21 protein-coding genes and 1 pseudogene are annotated in these 18,653 nt (G+C 61.0%); 8 read left to right on the top strand and 14 right to left on the bottom strand.

Annotated features, from left to right (window positions below; all coding sequences use genetic code 11):
• Positions 1 to 283: 283 nt before the first annotated feature.
• A pseudogene (locus RBR25_RS13285) lies at positions 284 to 382 on the top strand (hypothetical protein); the annotation flags it as partial.
• 20 nt (positions 383 to 402) lie between these two features.
• On the top strand, positions 403 to 702 hold the full coding sequence (locus RBR25_RS13280) for a hypothetical protein (protein ID WP_432820036.1): 300 nt from the start codon (positions 403 to 405) through the stop codon (positions 700 to 702).
• A 14-nt stretch (positions 703 to 716) separates the two neighbouring features.
• On the opposite strand, the gene RBR25_RS13275 is transcribed toward RBR25_RS13280, so the two are convergent.
• Both RBR25_RS13275 and RBR25_RS13270 read right to left on the bottom strand, forming a co-directional pair.
• Positions 717 to 986, bottom strand: coding sequence for a Txe/YoeB family addiction module toxin (locus tag RBR25_RS13275; protein ID WP_432820035.1), 270 nt, complete (start codon positions 984 to 986; stop codon positions 717 to 719).
• Positions 976 to 1,254, bottom strand: a complete 279-nt coding sequence (locus RBR25_RS13270) for a type II toxin-antitoxin system Phd/YefM family antitoxin (protein ID WP_432820034.1) — start codon at positions 1,252 to 1,254, stop codon at positions 976 to 978. Before RBR25_RS13270 ends, RBR25_RS13275 begins: the two co-directional genes overlap by 11 nt.
• Positions 1,255 to 1,382: 128 nt before the next feature.
• On the opposite strand from RBR25_RS13270, the gene RBR25_RS13265 reads away from it, so the two are divergent.
• Together RBR25_RS13265 and RBR25_RS13260 are read left to right on the top strand one after the other, a co-directional pair.
• Positions 1,383 to 2,252 carry an REP-associated tyrosine transposase gene (locus RBR25_RS13265; protein WP_432820033.1) on the top strand — a complete coding sequence of 290 codons (870 nt, stop codon included), beginning with the start codon at positions 1,383 to 1,385 and terminating at the stop codon, positions 2,250 to 2,252.
• A gap of 90 nt (positions 2,253 to 2,342) precedes the next feature.
• Positions 2,343 to 3,761: an aldehyde dehydrogenase family protein gene (locus RBR25_RS13260; protein WP_432820032.1), complete on the top strand. Its 1,419-nt coding sequence runs from the start codon at positions 2,343 to 2,345 to the stop codon at positions 3,759 to 3,761.
• Between the two features lie 82 nt (positions 3,762 to 3,843).
• On the opposite strand, the gene RBR25_RS13255 is transcribed toward RBR25_RS13260, so the two are convergent.
• The 5 genes from RBR25_RS13255 to RBR25_RS13235 all read right to left on the bottom strand — a co-directional run bounded on the left by RBR25_RS13255 (position 3,844) and on the right by RBR25_RS13235 (position 9,886).
• The gene (locus tag RBR25_RS13255; RefSeq protein WP_432820031.1) at positions 3,844 to 4,134 is read right to left on the bottom strand and encodes a Dabb family protein; all 291 of its coding nucleotides are present in this window, start codon (positions 4,132 to 4,134) and stop codon (positions 3,844 to 3,846) included.
• Positions 4,135 to 4,177: 43 nt separating this feature from the next.
• Complete coding sequence (locus tag RBR25_RS13250; protein WP_432820030.1) at positions 4,178 to 4,747, bottom strand: LemA family protein; 570 nt, start codon at positions 4,745 to 4,747, stop codon at positions 4,178 to 4,180.
• A 30-nt stretch (positions 4,748 to 4,777) separates the two neighbouring features.
• Positions 4,778 to 6,760 carry a hypothetical protein gene (locus RBR25_RS13245; protein ID WP_432820029.1) on the bottom strand — a complete coding sequence of 661 codons (1,983 nt, stop codon included), beginning with the start codon at positions 6,758 to 6,760 and terminating at the stop codon, positions 4,778 to 4,780.
• A gap of 18 nt (positions 6,761 to 6,778) precedes the next feature.
• Positions 6,779 to 9,154 carry a peptidase U32 family protein gene (locus RBR25_RS13240; protein WP_432820028.1) on the bottom strand — a complete coding sequence of 792 codons (2,376 nt, stop codon included), beginning with the start codon at positions 9,152 to 9,154 and terminating at the stop codon, positions 6,779 to 6,781.
• Positions 9,155 to 9,277: 123 nt separating this feature from the next.
• On the bottom strand, positions 9,278 to 9,886 hold the full coding sequence (locus tag RBR25_RS13235) for a class I SAM-dependent DNA methyltransferase (protein WP_432820027.1): 609 nt from the start codon (positions 9,884 to 9,886) through the stop codon (positions 9,278 to 9,280).
• Between the two features lie 195 nt (positions 9,887 to 10,081).
• Between RBR25_RS13235 and RBR25_RS13230 the strand changes: the two genes are divergently transcribed.
• The 4 genes from RBR25_RS13230 to RBR25_RS13215 all read left to right on the top strand — a co-directional run bounded on the left by RBR25_RS13230 (position 10,082) and on the right by RBR25_RS13215 (position 11,740).
• Positions 10,082 to 10,312, top strand: coding sequence for an AbrB/MazE/SpoVT family DNA-binding domain-containing protein (locus RBR25_RS13230; RefSeq protein WP_432820026.1), 231 nt, complete (start codon positions 10,082 to 10,084; stop codon positions 10,310 to 10,312).
• Positions 10,296 to 10,706, top strand: a complete 411-nt coding sequence (locus RBR25_RS13225) for a PIN domain-containing protein (protein ID WP_432820025.1) — start codon at positions 10,296 to 10,298, stop codon at positions 10,704 to 10,706. Before RBR25_RS13230 ends, RBR25_RS13225 begins: the two co-directional genes overlap by 17 nt.
• 312 nt (positions 10,707 to 11,018) lie before the next feature.
• The gene (locus RBR25_RS13220; protein ID WP_432820024.1) at positions 11,019 to 11,384 is read left to right on the top strand and encodes a hypothetical protein; all 366 of its coding nucleotides are present in this window, start codon (positions 11,019 to 11,021) and stop codon (positions 11,382 to 11,384) included.
• Positions 11,381 to 11,740 carry a hypothetical protein gene (locus RBR25_RS13215; protein ID WP_432820023.1) on the top strand — a complete coding sequence of 120 codons (360 nt, stop codon included), beginning with the start codon at positions 11,381 to 11,383 and terminating at the stop codon, positions 11,738 to 11,740. The genes RBR25_RS13220 and RBR25_RS13215 overlap by 4 nt, the downstream gene beginning before the upstream one ends.
• Before the next feature lie 164 nt (positions 11,741 to 11,904).
• Here RBR25_RS13215 and RBR25_RS13210 read toward each other — a convergent pair whose 3' ends face one another.
• The 7 genes from RBR25_RS13210 to RBR25_RS13180 all read right to left on the bottom strand — a co-directional run bounded on the left by RBR25_RS13210 (position 11,905) and on the right by RBR25_RS13180 (position 18,502).
• Complete coding sequence (locus RBR25_RS13210; protein WP_432820022.1) at positions 11,905 to 12,204, bottom strand: type II toxin-antitoxin system RelE/ParE family toxin; 300 nt, start codon at positions 12,202 to 12,204, stop codon at positions 11,905 to 11,907.
• A complete protein-coding gene (locus RBR25_RS13205) occupies positions 12,201 to 12,473 on the bottom strand; it encodes a YlcI/YnfO family protein (protein ID WP_432820021.1) in 273 nt (90 codons plus the stop codon). Before RBR25_RS13205 ends, RBR25_RS13210 begins: the two co-directional genes overlap by 4 nt.
• 398 nt (positions 12,474 to 12,871) lie before the next feature.
• Positions 12,872 to 13,189 (bottom strand): helix-turn-helix domain-containing protein, encoded by a 318-nt coding sequence (locus RBR25_RS13200; RefSeq protein ID WP_432820020.1) that lies wholly within the window; start codon positions 13,187 to 13,189, stop codon positions 12,872 to 12,874.
• A complete protein-coding gene (locus RBR25_RS13195; RefSeq protein WP_432820019.1) occupies positions 13,167 to 13,508 on the bottom strand; it encodes a type II toxin-antitoxin system RelE/ParE family toxin in 342 nt (113 codons plus the stop codon). Before RBR25_RS13195 ends, RBR25_RS13200 begins: the two co-directional genes overlap by 23 nt.
• 221 nt (positions 13,509 to 13,729) lie before the next feature.
• Complete coding sequence (locus RBR25_RS13190) at positions 13,730 to 15,058, bottom strand: anaerobic C4-dicarboxylate transporter (RefSeq protein WP_432820018.1); 1,329 nt, start codon at positions 15,056 to 15,058, stop codon at positions 13,730 to 13,732.
• Between the two features lie 265 nt (positions 15,059 to 15,323).
• The gene (locus RBR25_RS13185) at positions 15,324 to 16,742 is read right to left on the bottom strand and encodes a sigma-54-dependent transcriptional regulator (RefSeq protein ID WP_432820017.1); all 1,419 of its coding nucleotides are present in this window, start codon (positions 16,740 to 16,742) and stop codon (positions 15,324 to 15,326) included.
• The gene (locus RBR25_RS13180; RefSeq protein WP_432820016.1) at positions 16,739 to 18,502 is read right to left on the bottom strand and encodes a transporter substrate-binding domain-containing protein; all 1,764 of its coding nucleotides are present in this window, start codon (positions 18,500 to 18,502) and stop codon (positions 16,739 to 16,741) included. Before RBR25_RS13180 ends, RBR25_RS13185 begins: the two co-directional genes overlap by 4 nt.
• Between the last annotated feature and the right edge of the window lie 151 nt (positions 18,503 to 18,653).

Raw genomic sequence — 18,653 nt, 5'->3', positions numbered from 1 at the left:
TGTGAAGGATCTCCTCCCGGAACAGATGCGCCCAAGAGGATTCCAGGAGGGCGAGCCGTTTCGGGCCGAGATGCTCAAAGGGATGGAACAAGTCGACCTGTTTGTGGTCTTTGACGTGAATCATGGTCGTCCCTCGCAAAGCATTGGAATTGTTAAGGAATATACCATATGTCACGTCCCGGCGCAAGAAAAAAATTGCAAATAATCTAATGATTTAAACTATTTATCGAACCTTCTCTTTTTGCGGTGGCATCTTCCTTGGTTCTCCAATAAAATCAAAACCATGCTTGAACAATCTGTTCTGATCTCGGTCAGAAAATATCTCACCGCCCTCAAAGAGATAGGCACCGACGTGGAACTTGCCGTCGCCTTCGGTTCGCAGGCGACGGGAAAGACCCACCCTTGGAGCGACATCGACCTGCTGGTTGTCTCCCCCCCTTCGACGATCTGCGTGATCGCAGCGCCGTCAATCTGCTCTGGCGCCTCGCCGCCCGGATCGACAGTCGCATTGAGCCGATCCCCTGCGGTTCCCGGCAATGGCGGGAAGACGATTCCAGCGCGATTATCGAAATCGCCCGGCGTGAAGGCCACATCCTCGATGCCGCCTGGTGTCTCAAACCCCTCTGCCGGGGTCACATCTTGCTCCGACACACAATTGGAGGGCGGTTCCGGCAGGAGGGGGGAACACCCTCGAAACAATAAAGAAGAGCACAGGGTCAATAATGGTAGCGCGCCTGGAGGAAATCGATGCGGTCGTCCCTGACGAGATAGACTATCCGATGCTCTTGAGTCAGGCGCCTTGACCATGCTCCGCTCGCCAGGTATTTAAGCGGTTCCGGCTTGCCGATGCCGGAGAAGGGGTCGCGCATGACGGCTTCGATCAAATCGAAGGCACGTAACGCAAGCTTGCGGTCGGTCTCGACCCAATACCGCAAGTCTTCGCGGAATTCGGGCTGGAAAACGGCATCCCGCAGCCTAGTCTTCAAGCCCGACCTCGGCACGGAGCGAATTCAGGGAAGAGGCCTCTCCGACCCCTTTTAATGCGCGTTCCAAGGCGGAAAGCAGTCGTTCGGCATTTCTAGGAGAGCGCATCAGATAGGCGCTTTCCACCAGGCTTTGCAATTCATCGGCGGCAATCATCGCGACAGGGCTTCCCTTGCGGCGACGAATGACGACGATCTCTCTGTTTTCGGTGACTTCGTCACATAGTCCGGCGAAATTCGCCCTGGCGTTGGTATAGGTCGTTTGCAGCATGATCGTGACACCTCCTTGATATGTACAGAAAAACCGTACAACAAAAACGGGAAATGGTCAATCTCGAACATCCCTCCTAACCGGGGTCGCATCTTGCTCCGCCAGAATTCCACGAAAGGACTTTCCCCATGGCCCGACAGTTACGCATCGAATATCCCGGCGCGGTCTATCACGTTACCTCGCGGGGCAACGCCGGCCTTCCCATCTTCGCCGACGACGGCGACCGCGCGGCCTTTCTCAAGGTTCTGCAAGCCGTCGTCAGCCGCTTCCGCTGGCGCTGCCACGCCTACTGCCTGATGGGCAACCACTACCATCTGCTCATCGAAACCCCCGAACCCAACCTGTCGCGGGGCATGCGACAGCTCAACGGCGTCTACACCCAGGCCTACAACCGCCGCCACGAGCAGGCTGGGCACGTCATGCAGGGGCGCTTCAAGGCGATTTTGGTCGAAAAGGAAAGCTACCTGCTGCAACTCTGCCGCTACATCGTCCGCAACCCGGTCGCCGCCAGGCTGACAAAAAAGGTGGAGGATTGGCCCTGGAGCAGTTTTCAGGCGACCGCCGGGCTGGTGGAGGCGCCCGAATGGCTGGAAATCGACTGGATTCTCGGCCAGTTCGGGGAAACCGGCGAGGCGGCCCAAGCCCATTACCGGCAGTTCGTCGCCGCCGCGCCGAAGGACGACCATCCCTGGGATGAGTTGACCGGGCGGATCTTTCTCGGCGGCGGGGATTTCACCCGGAAGCTGATGAACCTCATGGATGACCAGCGGACACCGACTGAAATCCCTCGTGAGCAGCGTTTCGCGGCGCGGCCACCGCTGGCCGACCTGCTCGCCGGGGAAGACAAGCGAGGCGAGCGTGACCGGAGGATCCGGCAGGCGCATGTGGATTTCAGTTACAGCCTCAAGGAAATCGGGGAGGTGTTGGGCATCCATTACGCGACGGTGAGTCGGGCGGTGAAGCGGGCGGAAACGAAAGTGTCGGAAAGCAAGATGTGACCCCGGTTGCCGGTTGGAAGTGGCGGGCCGGGATTTTGCTGGTAGAATTTTTCCTCCCATCCCCTTTCATCGGATTCTCAGGAGAGTACCATGCGCGAGTATCAACAGTTCTATATCGATGGCCGCTGGGTCGAGCCCCGGGGCCGGGAGCGGATCGAGGTCGTCAATCCGGCCAACGAGCAGGTCATGGCACGGATTCCGGCGGGGGTCGGCGCGGATGCCGAAGCGGCGATTAGTGCCGCCCGCCGCGCCTTCGACGGCTGGGCGGCGACGCCGGTCGCACAGCGCCAGGCGCTTCTGGAAAAACTCCAGCGCGGCCTGAGCGCGCGGGCCGAGGAGCTGGCCGAAGTCATCACCGACGAGGTCGGCATGCCGCTGAAGATGACCCAGCGGGTGCAGGTCGGCCTGCCCATCGCGGTGCTGGAGAGCACCATCAAGCTGCTCGACGATTTCCCCTTCGAGGAGACCGTCGGCAACTCGCTGGTGCTGCGCGAGGCGGTGGGGGTAGTCGCCTGCATCACCCCCTGGAACTTTCCCCTGCATCAGATCGTCGCGAAACTCGCCCCGGCTTTGGCCGCCGGTTGCACGGTGATCCTCAAGCCGAGCGAGGTCGCGCCTTGCAATGCCTTCATCCTCGCCGAGCTGATCGACGCCGCCGACTTCCCGCCGGGGGTCTTTAATCTGGTCAGCGGCTACGGCCCGGTGATCGGCGAGGTGCTCGCTACTCATCCCGAGGTGGACATGGTCTCCTTCACCGGCTCGACCCGGGCCGGTCGACGGATCTCCGAGCTGGCCGCCGCGACGGTCAAGCGCCTGGCGCTGGAGTTGGGGGGCAAGTCGGCGGCAGTCGTTCTCGACGACGCCGACCTGGCGACGGCGATCAAGAGCACTTTGAACGCCTGCTTCCTTAATTCGGGGCAGACCTGCTCGGCCCACACCCGGCTCTTGGTGCCGGAAACGCTCTACGCCGAAGCGGCGCGGCTGGCGACGGAAGGGGCGCGGGGCTTCACCGTCGGCGACCCCAAGGGCGGCCAGGCCAAGCTCGGGCCGCTGGTCTCGGCGGTGCAGCGGGAGCGGGTGCGGGAGTACATTCAAAAAGGGATCGCCGAGGGGGCCGAGCTGCTTTGCGGCGGTGCCGAGGCACCGGCGGGTTTGGCGACGGGCTACTATGTGCGGCCAACGGTCTTCGGTCGGGTAACGCCGAAGATGTCCATCGCCCGCGAAGAAATCTTCGGTCCGGTCCTCTCCATTCTGACCTATCGGGACGAAGAGGAAGCCATCCGCATCGCCAACGATTCCCCCTATGGGCTGGCTGGGGCGGTCTGGTCGGCGGACGGGGAACGGGCCCAACGCGTCGCCCGACGCCTGCGCACCGGCCAGGTCGACATCAACGGCGGCCGCTTCAACCTCCTCGCTCCCTTCGGCGGCTACAAACAGTCGGGGCACGGCCGCGAGTTCGGCCGCTTCGGACTGGAGGAATTTCTCGAAATCAAATCCCTGCAACTCTAAGTCGCCCTTCCCTCCCCCAGACGAGAACGGGACCGACTCCCCAGAGAGCGGTCCCGTTTTGCTATTTTGCTTTCGATCTCGCTCAGCACTTGAAATCGACGGCCACCACACTTTCGGCCAGCATCTTGACCTTGGCCACCACTGCCTGATGGTCGGGGTGTACTTGGTAGCGGTCAAGGGCGGCGAGGTCGTCGAAGTCGGCGACCAGGGCGAAGTCGTAGGAACGCGCCGAGCGCAGCACGTCGCGGCCGCAGCTGAAGGCGCGGATTTCGGTGATCAGTGCGGGCAGGCCATTAAGGCTCGTTTCGAGATCGGCGATGGCGGGATCAGTGGCGTCAGCCTTGAATTTGAAGAAGACGATGTGACGGATCATAAAAGTGCCTCCTGGGGATGAAATTGAACGGACGAATGCCGCATCAGTTGGATTGAAACGCGACGGTGACATCGGCGCGATGGGCCGGGTCGATCCGCCACAACTCGCGGTTGGCGAAGTTGAAGAGGCGGGCGACGATCACGTCGGGGAACTGCTCGATACGGATGTTGTAGAGGTTCACCGATTCGTTGTAAAGCTCGCGGCGGTCGGCGATCATCTCTTCGATCTCGGTGATGCGCGTGCTGAGCTGCTTGAAGACCTTGTCGGCTTTGAGCTCAGGATAACGCTCGACGACCATGAAGAGGGAGCGCAGGGTATCGGTCAGGGCGTTCTGGGCGGCGAGTTGTTCCTGCTCTCCCTGGGCGCCGGCGATCATCGAGCGGGCCTTGACCACCGCTTCGAGGGTCTGCCGTTCGTGTTGCATGTAGCCTTCGCAAACTTTGATCAGCTTGGGCAGTTCGTCGAAACGCTGCTTAAGCAGCACATCGATATTGCTCCAGGCCTTGTCGATGTTGTTCTTCAGCGTCACCAGGCCGTTGTAGACGACGATGACGTAGAGGATGAGCAACACCAGAACGAGCAGGATGACGCCGAGGGTGATCAAGAGGGTCATAAGTGCCTCCTTGCAGAGTGGTGGAAAGAGTTATAACTCAACCAGACGGGACAGCGCGAGAACTGCCAATCCGAGACCAAGAGTTAAAAAGACCGCGCTGAGTACGCCGTAGCCCCGGGTAAGATGCGCTTCCGATTCGGTTTCGGCAATGACGAAGGGCAGATCCCGGCGTGCCGGACAGCCGATCACCACCTGTGCCGAACGGGGGCCATCCCCTGCCCGTTCGGCCAGGGACTGCCGAAGCACCCGCTCTTCGACCTCATCGCGGGCCGTCTGCCATTCGTCGGCACTGATGCGCCCGTCGCCGTCAGCATCGTATTTGTTCATCAGGTGACGGTTCTGTTTCAGTTCGCGCAGGGCGGCGACGGTCCGCTCCCGCAGGCTGCCTCCCGACTGACTGGGCGTCCCGGCGAAGCCGACGACGTAGACCGGAGCCCCCTCGGGGATGATTTCTTCGATCCATTTTTCCGTCGGGTCGGAGACGGAGGAAGCCATCAACAGCATAGTCATCTGGCCGGGCAGCCCCTCCTGGCGATGCCGGGGCTTGAGGACGGCCCCCTGGGGATCGACGGTGAGGCGGCCGGTGTCGTCCTCAACCTCGAAGGGAACGGGGCCGCAATCGCTGGTACTGTATTCATCCCAACTCTGGTTCTCGTCGTTGCGCCGCAGCTTACGCAGCCGATAGAAGACGCAGGGCTGCTGGGTCATGGGAGAGACCAAGGCATATTTGCGCCGCGCCCGGCCGTGAATTTCGACTAGGCCCATGGCGACAGAGCGGATCTTGCTGGTCGGCAGGTTTTCCAGCTGGCGTTTGAGGCGCAGGTAGTAGAAGCTCCCCCAGAAAGCGCCCCCGGCAAAGAGAGCGGGAAGCAGGCCGTTGTGCAGACCCTGGCGAACCAGGGCGGTCACCGTCTCACCGATGACGCCGAAAAAAGCCATCCCTACCCCTGCCGCCAGCAGCAAGAGCCGCAGCAGCCTCCGTCCCGAACGCCGTCGCAGCGGCGGCAACTCCTCGGGCAGGGGCAAGGGTGTGCCTTGAGTCGTCGGGGCTGCTTTGGCGGCCTCTTCCTCCCCCAGCGCCTCGGCCACCTCCTTCATTCCCGGCAGTTGGATCCCGGCGGCGGTGGCGACCACGGCAGCAGCCGGTCCGCCCATGACGGTGGCTGCGGCGGCCGGAACCTCGACCGCCGCAGCCCGACTTGCTTTTTCGGCGGCGATCCGATGACGCCACAGGTCGGCCATCAGCCAACCGAAGCAGGTCAGGGGGATCAGCTCCTCCCGCCCCGGCGCCTCCCCTAGCGGCACGCGCTTGAGGGCACAGCCGGGGAGGACCGCGAGACCGAAATCGCAGCGCAACTGGAAGTCGGCGGCACGCTCCCGGATCAGGCGCAGAATCGCCTTGAGGTTGCCGGCCACACTGTAACTCTTGTGTTCTTCCAGCCCCTGGGGATCGAAGCGCCCAGCAAAGATGCGCACTCCGGCCCGCACCCGGTAGTCGGCATCGAGCAGATAAAGATCAAGGATCGGCTGATTCTGCAAGGCGGTCTTGATAAGCTCGTCATCGTCGAGGTAACTCAGGGCGGCCGCGCCGCGATAGGCGTTCTGCACCAGCAGACGCTTGAGATTGCGGTCGACCACGGCGCCGCTGAGATCAGCGAGGATGGCGAGCACCCGCGATTCGCCGTCGAGGGTCATGTCCTTTGCGCCGGTGAGAAAGGTCAGGCTCTCCCCCCCCAGGCGGAAGCCCTGCACCCGCGCCGGGGCGAAGCGCGGCGGGGTCGCATCGACCAGCCAGTGCTCGATGCCCTGTTCCGCCAAGAGCGGCGTCATCTTTTCGAGTTGCTCATCAGGACCGGTGGCGAGCAAGGCAAGCCCTTGGCCAAGCAGGCGCTGGCGAACGGCGTAGGCATCGAGCCCAAAACGCTTCGCCAGCGTTACCGGCAGGCTTTCGACCCCCTCCACGCCCGGCGCAACTTTGTTGATGATCAGTAGACGATTCCGGTCCTTGGGCATCCTCTCCGCTCCGACTCCCTATTCCATCCCCGACTCATAGTTGAAGAGGCTCGTCCCCGGCAGCGACTGCCCCTTCTTCAACGCCTCCATGACCTGCTTGCCTTTAGGCGAGAAGGGGCCGAGATGCCCCAGTTCCACGGTGAAGCGGCCGCAGCCGAGACCTTGCAGTTCGCCGAGGTGGCCCAAAAGGGAGAAGTCCGTCTCCGAGGTCAGCACCGTCAAATCTCCGGATTTATGAACCCGGTAGGCGTCCCCCCGGTCGGAAACCACCGGCGTGTCGCCGCGCACCCCTTTGATCGGGATGCGTGAGGTGATCAGCGGCACCGAAGCGTAGACCACCATCCCCAAGGGCAGGCCAACGGGGCGTTGCAGGAGGTCGCCGAGATTGTCGCGGTCATCCTCGATGTACAGGGTCGCCTCATCGGCGCCCAGCTCCTTCCAGGCGAGGAGCGCCTGGCTGTTGAGGCTATAGAGGCGGTAACCGGTGCTCAGGTGAAGCCCCTCCAGGCCGGCGAAGAGTTCGAAATGGGCGATATTGTTGAGGCGGAAAGAGAGAAAGCCCCGGTTCACCAACTCGCGGACGGCGGCGCGGTAGCCGTCCCACTGGTGATCGAAGATGATGAAAGGGATATCCCAGACGATCTGTTCCCCCCGGTCACCGCCGCGCTTGCCCAAACGGCCGCTCTCCTGCACGTTGCCCGGCGTCAGGGGCAGAAGCAGCCGGTCCACCACCGGATCGCCCAGGATTTGCGCGTCCCGCGTATCACGGATGGCGACGGTGATCCGTCGTTCCTCGGCGGCGCGGCGCGGCGCGGCAGGAAGCAGCGATTCCAGAGCCGCTTGGCGATGCTCGCGGCGCGTCCGTCCCCGACGCTCTTCCGCTTCCCGGCGCAGCGCCTGGTAAAAGTCGCGGCGAATCTCCTTGAGGCGTTTGGGCGGAATGACCACCGCCGGCAGCGCTCCGGCGGTCAGCCCGCGCAGGGCGAAGGGCTCGTCGGCGGTCTTTTCGAAGACCGCGCGCAGGATGTCGAGCGAGAGGGAGGAGTCCCCGGCCGGGTAGCTCTCCAGGGGGTAATCCCCCTCAGCGCGGATGGCGCCGCAGGTCCCGACGATGTGCATGCGCTCGGCGCTGACGGACAGGTCCAGATCGACCGGAGCCGGCTCCCGCCGCGTCCCTTCCAACTTGCGCCGGCAGGCGACCTCGCTCATGGTGAAGGCCTGCTCCGAAGAGACCTTGAAGACCCCGTCGCCGACCTTGAAAATCCCGGAAAAGGGGGAGGGGACGGTGACGTAGCTGTCGGCATTGACCTTTTTCACCGGATTGCGGCCGAGCAGCAGGCTCTTCACGGTAAAGGCGGTGCCGGCCTGGTCGGTCTTCGGCTGGATGCGCAGGCGGTCGCCGACGTGCAGGCGGTCGCGGGTCTTGAAGGAGACGTCGCCACCGCGCACCGCCGCGACCTCGCCGAGCAGTTGGCCGGTCGCCCCCTTGATCGAAGGAACGGCGATGTCGGTGGGGATACCGCCGGGGAGAAAACCCTTGGTCGGCGGCCGTCCGAAGGAGGACTTGAGCAGCTGCTTGGCCTCTTTGACCGCCTCATTCCGCTTGGCGGCGGGGGCGTCGAGGGCCAGCCGGTAGGCGCCGACGACGTTGGCGACGTACTCGGCGCTCTTCATCCGCCCTTCGATCTTGAAGCTGATGACTCCGGCTTCTGTGAGCTGCGGCAACAGATCGATGGCCGAGAGGTCGTTGGGCGAGAAATAGTAGCCGTCCGTCTGCCGATAGCGGTAGCGGCGGCGGCAGGGCTGGGCGCAGCGCCCCCGGTTGCCGCTCTTGCCGCCGAGAAAGGAGGAAAAATAACACTGGCCGGAAAAGCAGAAACAGAGGGCGCCGTGGATGAAATGCTCCAGCTCCAGGGTAGTCCGGGCGCGGATCGCGGCGATCTCCGCCAGGGAGAGTTCCCGCGCCAGCACACCCCGGGTAAAGCCCATCTTCTCCAGCATCCGCACCCCGGCGGCGTTGTGCACCGTCATCTGGGTCGAGGCGTGCAGCTCGATCCCGGGAAAGTGCTCCTTCGCCAGCCGCCACACCGCCAGATCCTGCAAAATCACCGCGTCGATCCCCATCGCCTCCAAGGCCGCGAGGGTGTCGACCAGCTGCGGCAGCTCCGCTTCCTTGACCAAGGTGTTCAGGGTGACGTAGACCTTGCGCTCGCGCTGGTGGGCGTAGGCGAGCATCCGCTCCATGTCGGTGAGGGAAAAGTTCTTCGCCTTGGCCCGGGCAGAAAACTCCTTGAGCCCGGCGTAGACGGCATCAGCGCCGCTTTCCATGGCGGCGAAGAAGGCTTCGAGGCTACCGCAGGGGGCGAGCAGTTCGGGTTTAACGGGAGGGGTCATGAAATGCCTGAAACGAAAAAGGCCGGGGCGCGAACCAGCCCGGCCGAAGTTGTCCGATGGTTAAAAACTAGCATGGGGGGGAGGCGCGAAGCAATGGGAAAATAAGGTGATTCCGGATGGCGGTCAGGTGGGTCGTTGAACCATGACGACGAGATGCTTCAGCGGATACTGATCGAATTCGAGGTGCCGACAAAGGCATCCCGCTTCCTTGATGACGTCGAGCAGGCTCGATATCCCGAGCGTGCTGTAATAGAGGGGAGGCCCCATCGCCGAGTCGACGTGCTCGTCCGCATGGTCAAGCCCTCCCGCGGAAAAGATAAAGACGCCCCCGGCCTCCAGGGCATGCATGAGTTTCAGCAGCAACGGTCGTTGTTCTTCCAGGCGGACATGCCAGATGCTGTCCCAGGCCGAGATGAAGCGATAGGTTCGCTGGGTTCGCCAGCCGCAGACGTCGGCATGATGCAGAAGGACAGCGGGATCGGCGACTCTGGCCAATTCAATCATGCGCTCGGAGATATCGATGCCCTCGATCCGCAACCCGCGATCGCGCAGCATAGAGTTGAACCGAGTATTGCAGCCGCAGCCGACGTTAAGCGCCCAGCCTTCGCTGCCGTCGTCAAGAAAGGCCAGCGCACGCTCGTGTTGGCGCACGCCGTCAGTCCGACCAAGCCGCTCGTCCAACCAGCGTTCGGCCAATGAATCATAGGCAGAGGCAATCGTGGAATGATCCATTTCGAGCCATCCGAGATTTACGGTGAAAAGAGGACGGATCCAGGCGGAATTACTTCGTTCGCTGACTGAATCCTGCTTCTTCAGATAACATCATTCGAGCCCCTGTTCAAGCCTTCAAACCCAACCCGACATTGACCAGACAGGCAATGCGCATTACAATTCAGAAAAGCAATGCAAACAAAGGAGGGTGCCACGATGGCGGTTACGGCGAAAGTCACGGCGAAGGGGCAGATCACCTTGCCCAAAAATGCCCGCGAGGCGTTGGGCTCGGATGTGGTCGAGATCGAGGTTGAAGAGGGGCGGGTGCTGTTGCGGCCGGTGCGGTGCCTGGCCGGGGCTCTGCGCGATTACGCCAGGGAGGGCAAGACGCTGAACGAAATCCGCGAAGAGGTCTGGGGGGAGGTCGCCCGTGACACCGAGCGTTGAAACCCTGCCCGACACCAATGTCGTGCTGCGCTACTTGCTCGCCGACATCCCCGATCAGTTTGCCGAAGCGAAGGCCTTTTTCGAAAAAGTGCGCGTCGGCGAGATAAAGGCGCTGCTTTTGGAAAGTGTCGTGGTCGAGTGCGTCTACGTCTTGACCAAGTTCTATCAGGTACCCAAGGCGCGAGCAGCCACGATTTTAACGGAACTTTTGCGGTATAAAGGCATCGTCAACCCGGACAAAGAGGCGCTGGTGGCCGGACTGCGGCTTCATGGCGAAAACGCCCTGGATGTCGTGGACTGCCTGCTGCTGGCGCAGGCCCGTCATTTTGGGCGGCCGATTTTTTCCTTCGACAAACTTCTGAACGGGGCGCTCGCCGCCGATTCGCGGGGCTGATTTTCTAGAACCGATCCCCCTCACTGCCCCTTTTGCATAGGGAGAAAGCTACTCATGATCTAACCAACAATGACATACGACAGCGCAGCACGAACTTTGCTCTTGCTATCAGGTGAATCTTTCGCTAATGTTTCTAACAAGTTGGGTTTTTATGGATTTTATTTTATGGCTTTCAAAGCGAGGGACAGGATGTCTGAACTCTTTTTCGATTTATTTATTAGCCGCCTTGGGGTGCCCCTTATGGCGGTTTTTGTCGTTTCAAATCTCAACAGGTGAAGATGGTCATCTAATTTTCTAATGGGAGGAGTCTAGATGAAAACCCCGAAAACACTGCTTTTTTTATTGTTTATTGGTTTCATGGTGTTTGCTGGTGGCTGTTCAGTGCGGTTAGGTGATTTAAGCACCATTTCTACCCAAAATGTTAATTTGGACAAGATTGACCTTGATTCTCTTCCACAGGTCAAAGGGGTGACCGGAAAGGATACCAAATTTGTTTTTCTTTTTATTCCTTTTGGGGTGCCTCACCTTGAAGATGCAGTTGATGATGCTCTCGAAAAAGGCGGAGGTGATTTAATCACTGATGCAGTCATCCATGCACGAGGTTGGTGGTTCCTTATCGGACAAAACACTCTCGAAGTGAAAGGAAATGTTGTGAAGACAAGAGGGGGTGCACAATGAAAAATTTTCTTTTAATCATTATTGTATTTCTTTCTGTTCTATTTTCAGGATGTACAGTTAGACATGGTGATTTTACTGTTATTTCTAATAAACTTACGCGTTTGTCAGAATTTGAAGTTGACAAAGCAAACCGTGTAAAAAATGTAACAGGAAAAGATGTCCAACATATTATAATATTTATTCCAACAGGTGGACCTCCAACTGTTGAAGCTGCTGTCGATGATGCTTTGGAAAAGGGTGATGGTGATTTGATGACAGATGCAGTTATTCACTGCTGGAATTGGTATATCCCTTATATCTATGGTCAAGTTGGTTGGTCTGTTAAAGGTGATGTCGTTAAAACAAGAAAAAATTGAGCTAGACTTCCGGATTAGGGATTTTTCTACTTTGATAAAAAATCTAACGGCGCTATCGCCGTCGGTTACCACTGGCACGAGATTATTTAACCATCTCTTATCACGACAAAAGGCGCCTATGAAGGCGCCTTTTGTGTTTCAGTCAAGAAATTGCAAACGTCCGTTCAGCGACAATCGTCTTCGCGTTGATGGCGAACCGCGAGGACAGTTACGGTTTTATCGTCTTCGATCTCAAAAAGCGCGACATAGCCGCCGCCACCGAAAGGAATCACCAGTTCGCGCAGAAAAGGGTTGTCGGGGGTCGCCTTGCGGCAGGTAAAGGGAAAATCGCGCAGGACGTCGATGCTCTTTTCGATGGCTTCGAGGGCGCCGCGAGCGGCGCGCGGGTCTTTTTGCAGGAGAAAATCGTACAACCGCAGAAGGTCTTCCCTGGCGGTCCTGGTGTAACGGACGGCAAAGCTCACTTGCGGATTTCGCCCTCTTTATGGGCCAGCAGGTCGCGCATGCTCGCCAAAACCTCGTCGGCGGAATAATACTCGCCGCTGCGGCGGGCTTCGTCACGCCCGGCCAATCCCCGCGACACAAATTCCCGTTGCAGTTTCCGTTGCTCGATGCCGTCGCGCAGGGCTTTCTCCATGAAACCGGAGAGGGTTTCCCCTTCGTGTAAAACACTTTCGGCTGCCGCGCGCAGTTCGGGATCGACCCGGAGGGACGGTATCGTGGCCGTTTTCATGGCGAACTCCTTGCATTGCGTTTGCAACACATTCTAGAGGGTTTTGTCGCCGGCGACAAGCGCGCTTTCGCCCTCATTTCATCTTCGATTTCAGTTGGATCGTCTCGCCGGCCACCATGAAGGCGCCCCGGCCTCGGTGATGGACGGCAAAAAGGAGACGGATTTATTTTGCCGACGTTGCCGGTGGGAACCCTCCCCAACCCTCTCATTTCCTGCCCCCCCGGGTCATCATCGGCGCGGCACCGCCAACGAGTTCTTCGTGCCGAGGCTCTCCGCCCATGTCCGTGCCTCGCTCTGGTCGATGACGACTCCCCCGTCCACATCGGCCAGTGCCTCACAGGTCAAGCGATAGCGCTCTTCCTCTTGGTCGACCCACGTGAGTTCCGAGGTCATGATACTTATCTATCCCTGTTGTTAATGCCCCCGGCGGCGGATTCCTTGACAAGGCGCAGTTCGAGGCGACAGCCAAGGGCATGGGCATATTTGCGCAGAGTGGCGAGTGATGGCGAATGTCTACTGTTGCCGGATTCAAGCCGGGCAATGGCCGACTGGGTGGTGCCGATACGCTCGGCGACCTCCGCCTGCGTAACGCCCGCCGCCGCCCTGGCTTTCAGAAATTCATCGAGCAAGGCAAACTCTTCTTCCAGTTTGTCGTATTCATCCTTCACCTCGGCGCGGGCGAGGGCGCGCGCCTTAAGCTCTTTGTGAGAAAGCATCTTTGGCCTCCTTCAGACGCCTGCGCGCAATGGCCAGCTCATTGGGCGGCGTCTTATCGGTTTTCTTGACGAAGTGGTGCAACATGACGATCTTGCGTCCGATGACCGTACAGAAGAACACCCTGGCAATCCCTTCGGAAGCTTTCAACCGCAACTCGAACAACCCTTCCCCCATTGCGCGGGTATGAGGCATCCCCAAGTCGGGGCCATATACTTCCATCCGGTCTGTGTAGCGAAGGTACCGGGCGAGCAAACCGGCCGGCATTTCCAGGATGCCTGCCTGAACGGTTTCGCTGACGTAGGTGATTGTCCAGTGCATGGCCAAATTATAGCATATTTGCTATGAGTGTCTAGGGGGTCTGAGCAGGGGAAATCCGGTGCGCGCTTTCGCCCTCATTTCATCTTCGATTTCAGTTGGATCGTCTCGAATTTTTTCCAAACCAACCGCCGACATGCTTCCGCTCGCTCCGACGGCTGTCATAACGGCAAAAGGCGCCCTGTCCGGCGCCTTTTGTCGTTGGCTGTCGAGAAACCGCTAAATCAGAGAATCACGCTGGCGATGGTGTAGGCGACGATGGTCGAGACGCTGACGCCGATCAGGCCGGGGATCATGAAGCTGTGGTTGAGCAGGTACTTGCCGATGTGGGTGGTGCCGGTGCGGTCGAAGTTGATGGCCGCCAGGTCGCTGGGATAGAAGGCGAAGAAGAAGTAGGCGTAGCTGGCCGGGATCAAACCCAAGAGCAGCGGCACCGGCAGGCCGAGGGCCAGACCCAGGGGCAGGGTGATGGCGAGGGTGGCCGCCTGGCTCTTGACGAAGGCCGAGATGCAGAAGGTGGCGATAGCGAAGGTCCAGGGGGCGATCTTGACCATGATGCCGATGTTGTCGACCAGGAACTTCTTGTTGGCGGCGATGAAGGTATCGCTCATCCAGGCGATGCCGAAGATCGAGACGACGGCGATCATGCCGGCGATGAAGACGCTGGAGTGGGCGATATCCTTGGCCTTGACGTCGGCGGCGAACATGATGAAGGCACCGTAGGCGAGCATGACGAACTGGACGACGGTAGTCATCGGCACGGTCTTGCCGGCGGCGTTGAGCGGCAGCAAGTGGGGATAGACGGCGAAGAGGATGATGGTGCCGACGCCGGTGAAGAAGAGGGCGACGGAGATCTTGGCGGTCTTGCTGATCTGCTTGTCCAGCGTGGTGACGTTCACATCGAGCGCCTTGCGGAATTCCGGATCCTGCAGGCGGGCCTGGTATTCGGGGTCCTTGTCCAGATCCTTGCCCCGGTTGAAGCTCCAGAGGGCGGCGGTGAGCAGGCCGATGACCCCGGCCGGCATGGTCACGGAGAGGATGTCGATGAGGGTCACCGGATAGCCGGCCTTGGCGGCAAAGCCGAGGAAGAAGGTGACGGCGGCGGCCACCGGGCTGGCGGTGATCCCCATCTGCGAGGCGACGCTGGAAATGGCCATGGGCCGCTCGGGGCGGATGCCGGTCTTGAAGGCGACATCGGCGATGACCGGCAGCAGGGCGTAGACGGCATGGCCGGTGCCGACGCAGACGGTGAGGAAGAAGGTCGAAAGGGGGGCGAGGATGGTGACGTACTTGGGATGGGCGCGCAGCAGTTTTTCCGTCAACTGTACCAGGTAGTCGAGGCCGCCGGCGACCTGCAGGGTGGCCGAGGCGGTGACCACCGCCAGGATGATGAGCATGACGGCGATGGGCGGTTCGGAAGGGGAACTGCGGAAACCGATAACGAGCAGGGAAACGCCGAGGCCGCCGATCAGACCGAGGGCGACGCCGCCTCTGCGGATACCGATGAGTACCGCACCGAGAACGAGGATGAATTGGATCCAGAACATTGCCATGGGGCACCTCCATTGGTTGGGTCCGGTTTGCCGATGTCGTCTCCGCGACACCGCGCTTGCCTATTCCCTAGAGCATGGAGAGTGCCAAGCCAGATAAAAATTTTATCCCTCTGAAATCATTGAATTTTTTAGGATGAGATCAAGAAAGGCGGGAACCTCGGCTATAACCGCAGGTTATAAACCGAGGCGACCATACGATAAAATTTGTAAGAAATTCGATAGGATGGATTCGTCCATAACCTGGAGTTATGGCTATAACCACCGGTTATACCCCGCCCTCGCGCATCTGCTTGAGGCGTTTGTGCAGAGCCGGCTGGGAGATGCCGAGCAGGCGCGCGGCCAGAGTCTGGTTGTGACCGGCGCGGTCCATCGCCTCCATCACCAGAAAACCGGCGGCCTCGGCGAAGGTGGGGAGTTCGGGAAATCCGGCGAAGGGATTGCGGCCGGGGGCGGCAGCTGTCGGGGGCGCCTCCGGGGCGTGGCGCGCGGCCTTGACGAATGCGTCCATGGCCAGCGGCCCGTCGCGGTGAACGCTGAGGGCGTCGTAAACCATGGCCCGCAGTTCGCGGACGTTGCCGGGAAAAGGGTACCCGGCGAGGAAGCGCGCCAGTTCCCGAGGTGCCGGCGGTTTCTTCTTGCCGAGGGCGCGGGCCGCTTCGTCCAGAAAGTGCTCCAAGAGCAACGGGATGTCGCCGGGGCGCTCGCGCAGGGGCGGTACTTCGATGCGGTGGGTGCGCAGGCGGTAATAGAGGTCGCGGCGGAAGGCGCCGGAATCCTCCCGCGCCGCCAGATCCCGATGGGTGGCGACGATAATCCGGGCCTTGAGGCGCCTCGGCAGGTCGGCGCCGAGGGGAAAATATTCTCCCTCTTGTAAAAGCCGCAGTAGCTTGACCTGCGAGGGGATACTGAGATCGCCGATTTCGTCGAGAAAGAGGGTGCCTTCGGCGGCCTCCTCGACCATGCCGCGCCGCGCCTGTTCGGCGCCGGTGAAGGCTCCGCGCAGGTGGCCGAAGAGGGTGTCGGCAAAGACCGTGTCGTCCAATCCGGCCACGTTCACCGTGACCAGCTTGCCCCGGCAACCGCTCAGGCGATGGGCGGCGCGGGCGAAGAGTTCTTTGCCGACGCCGCTCTCGCCGGTAATCAGCAGCGGCTGCGGGCTTTGCGCCACCGCCTCCAGGTAGGAAAAGAGGGCCAGCATCCCCCGGTCGCCGGTAACGATGCCGGAAAATGCCTCGGGGTGGCGCAGCTCGCCAGAAACCAGGCGGCTGGAGAGTTCCTGATTGTCCCGTCGCATCTCCTGCATGCGCACTGCCCGCAACACCGCGCCGACGATGCGCTCCTCCTCGTCGGTCTTGACGCAATAGTCGAAGGCGCCGAGCTTCATGCAGCGCACCGCCGTCTCCAACTGGTTCAGACCGCTAAGGACGATGGCCGTGACCTCGGGATGGCGCTCGGCGAGTTCCTTGAGCAGCGCCTCTCCGGAAAGATGGGGCATGGTCAGGTCGAGAACAACCAGGCCGATCCCCCCCTGATCAAGGAGGGCCATGACCCGGCGGCTGTCGTCGCAGGTGATCAGGTGGGTGAGCCCGGCGCGGGCTTCCAGGGTCAGGGCCAGGGAGTCGAGCCAGTCCGGTTCGTCGTCCACCAGCAGGATACCGAAGGCGGGATAAAGGGTCGGATTCACGGGGTCGGTTCCTCCTGGGGGATCGGCAGGGAGAGAGTGACGAGGGTTTCACCGGGAACCGAGGTAAATTCCAAGGTGCCGCCGTGTTCCTTGATGATGCCGGCGGAGACGGAGAGGCCGAGGCCGGTGCCGCCGCTGTCGCGCTTGGTGGTGAAGAAGGGATCGGTCAGGCGCGAGAGGTTTTCCGGGGCGATGCCGCTCCCTTCGTCGCGCACCTGGAGAATCACCCGATTCCCCTCCGGATCGTGACGGGTGACGAGTTCAATGGCGCGACTCGGGTCGGGCAGGGCCTGGCAGGCGTTGAGCAGCAGATTGATGAGAACCTGCTCGATGCGCTGGGCGTTCCCCCGAATGGAGGGGAGAGCCTGGGCGTATTCGGCACGAAAACGGGTGGTGGCCTTGCGCAGCGATGGCTCGGTCAGGCGCACGGCGGCCTGGGCGACGGCGTTCAGGTCGAGGGGGGTATGGTCGCCGTTGTCGTCGCGGCGAGCGAAATCCTTGAGGTCATCGACGATGTGCTTGATCCGTTTAGCCGCCTCCTGCACTTTGTCCAACCCCCGCGTTACCTCCTCGCGCATGCGCGAATAGGGCAGGCCGCCGCATTGAAAATCCCCGTTTTCCGCGAAGTAGCGATCGAGTACCTTGACGGCGTCACCGTGAAAACGCTTCAATTTGGGCGCTTCGAGGAGAATCAGGCCGGTGGGGTTGTTGATCTCATGGGCCACGCCGGAAACCAAAGTGCCCAGGGCCGCGAGCTTGTCCGCCTGCACCAGCTGCCGCTGGTTCAGGCGCAACTCCTCCTCGGCGTGGCGGCGCTCGGCGATCTCCCGGGTGAGGTCGGCGGTCCGCAACGCCACTTGGCGATGGAGGATGCGCGACCAGAGGGCGAAACCGCCGAGCAGCAGCAACAGGGGAACGACCACCACAACGGCGTATTTGCTCAGGGTGCGCCAGTCCAGGGGGCGCGGCTCCAGCACCCCCAGCCACTTTTCGTAAATCGCCTGCTGGCGGCCGGTCTTTTTGAGGATGGCCAGCCCCTCGTCGAGGCGGGAGAGGAGCTCGGCGTTCCCTTTTTTCACCGCGTAACCGTAGCGGTAGGTGGCGACGTTGCGGATCGTCGGCAGCAGATTGGTCAGCTTCAGTTCACGGATATGGTACATGCCGGGGACGATGGCGACGATGGCGAAATCGCTCTTGCCGGCGGCCAGCAGGCGCAAAGCCTCGGCCGGGGTTTCGGTGAGCAGCAGTTCCCCGGCGAAACCGGTTCGCGCCAGATAGTCGTGCATGATTCCGCCCCGATGCAGGGCCACGCTGTATTCAGCGAGCTCGGCGAGGGTATTGACCGGAGGCGAGTCGCGGCGGGCGAAGACGGCGTGATTGACGATGGCCGAGGGGAGGGAGAAATCGACCTCGGCCAAGCGCTCCTCGGAAAAGGACATCCCCTGCAAGACGTCGACCGCGCCGCTTTGCAGGGCCGCGCGCATCTCCGACCAGCCACCGAGGCGGAATTCGACCTGTAGACCCATGACTTCGGCAACGGCCTGGGTCAGTTCGACGTTGTAGCCGCTTGGGCGGCCGTTCCGGTCGAGAAATTCATAAGGGGGATAGGCGCGGTCGCCGCCGATTACCACCACTTCCGACAGAGAACCTTCCCGCACCTCAGCGAAGGCCGGTGCGCCGATGCCCAGGCAGATAAAGACCGCCGGCCACAGGGCCAAAAAAAAGCGACGCGACAGGGTGAAAATCCGGGGGAACGTCATGACGGCTCCTCACTTCAGCATGGCTTGAGGATAGCACACTTTGCCGCCAACGGCGGTTTTGCCCGGGTGCTGAAAATCAAATTCTTCCGCCGCTAACGAGCCCCTTCCCTTGCCCTGCCTTCGGTGCTATCTTTCCCGTTAATCATGACCA

Source organism: Trichloromonas sp., assembly GCF_034006665.1.
GTDB lineage: Bacteria > Desulfobacterota > Desulfuromonadia > Desulfuromonadales > Trichloromonadaceae > Trichloromonas.
This window is presented reverse-complemented; position numbering and strand designations above follow the sequence as displayed.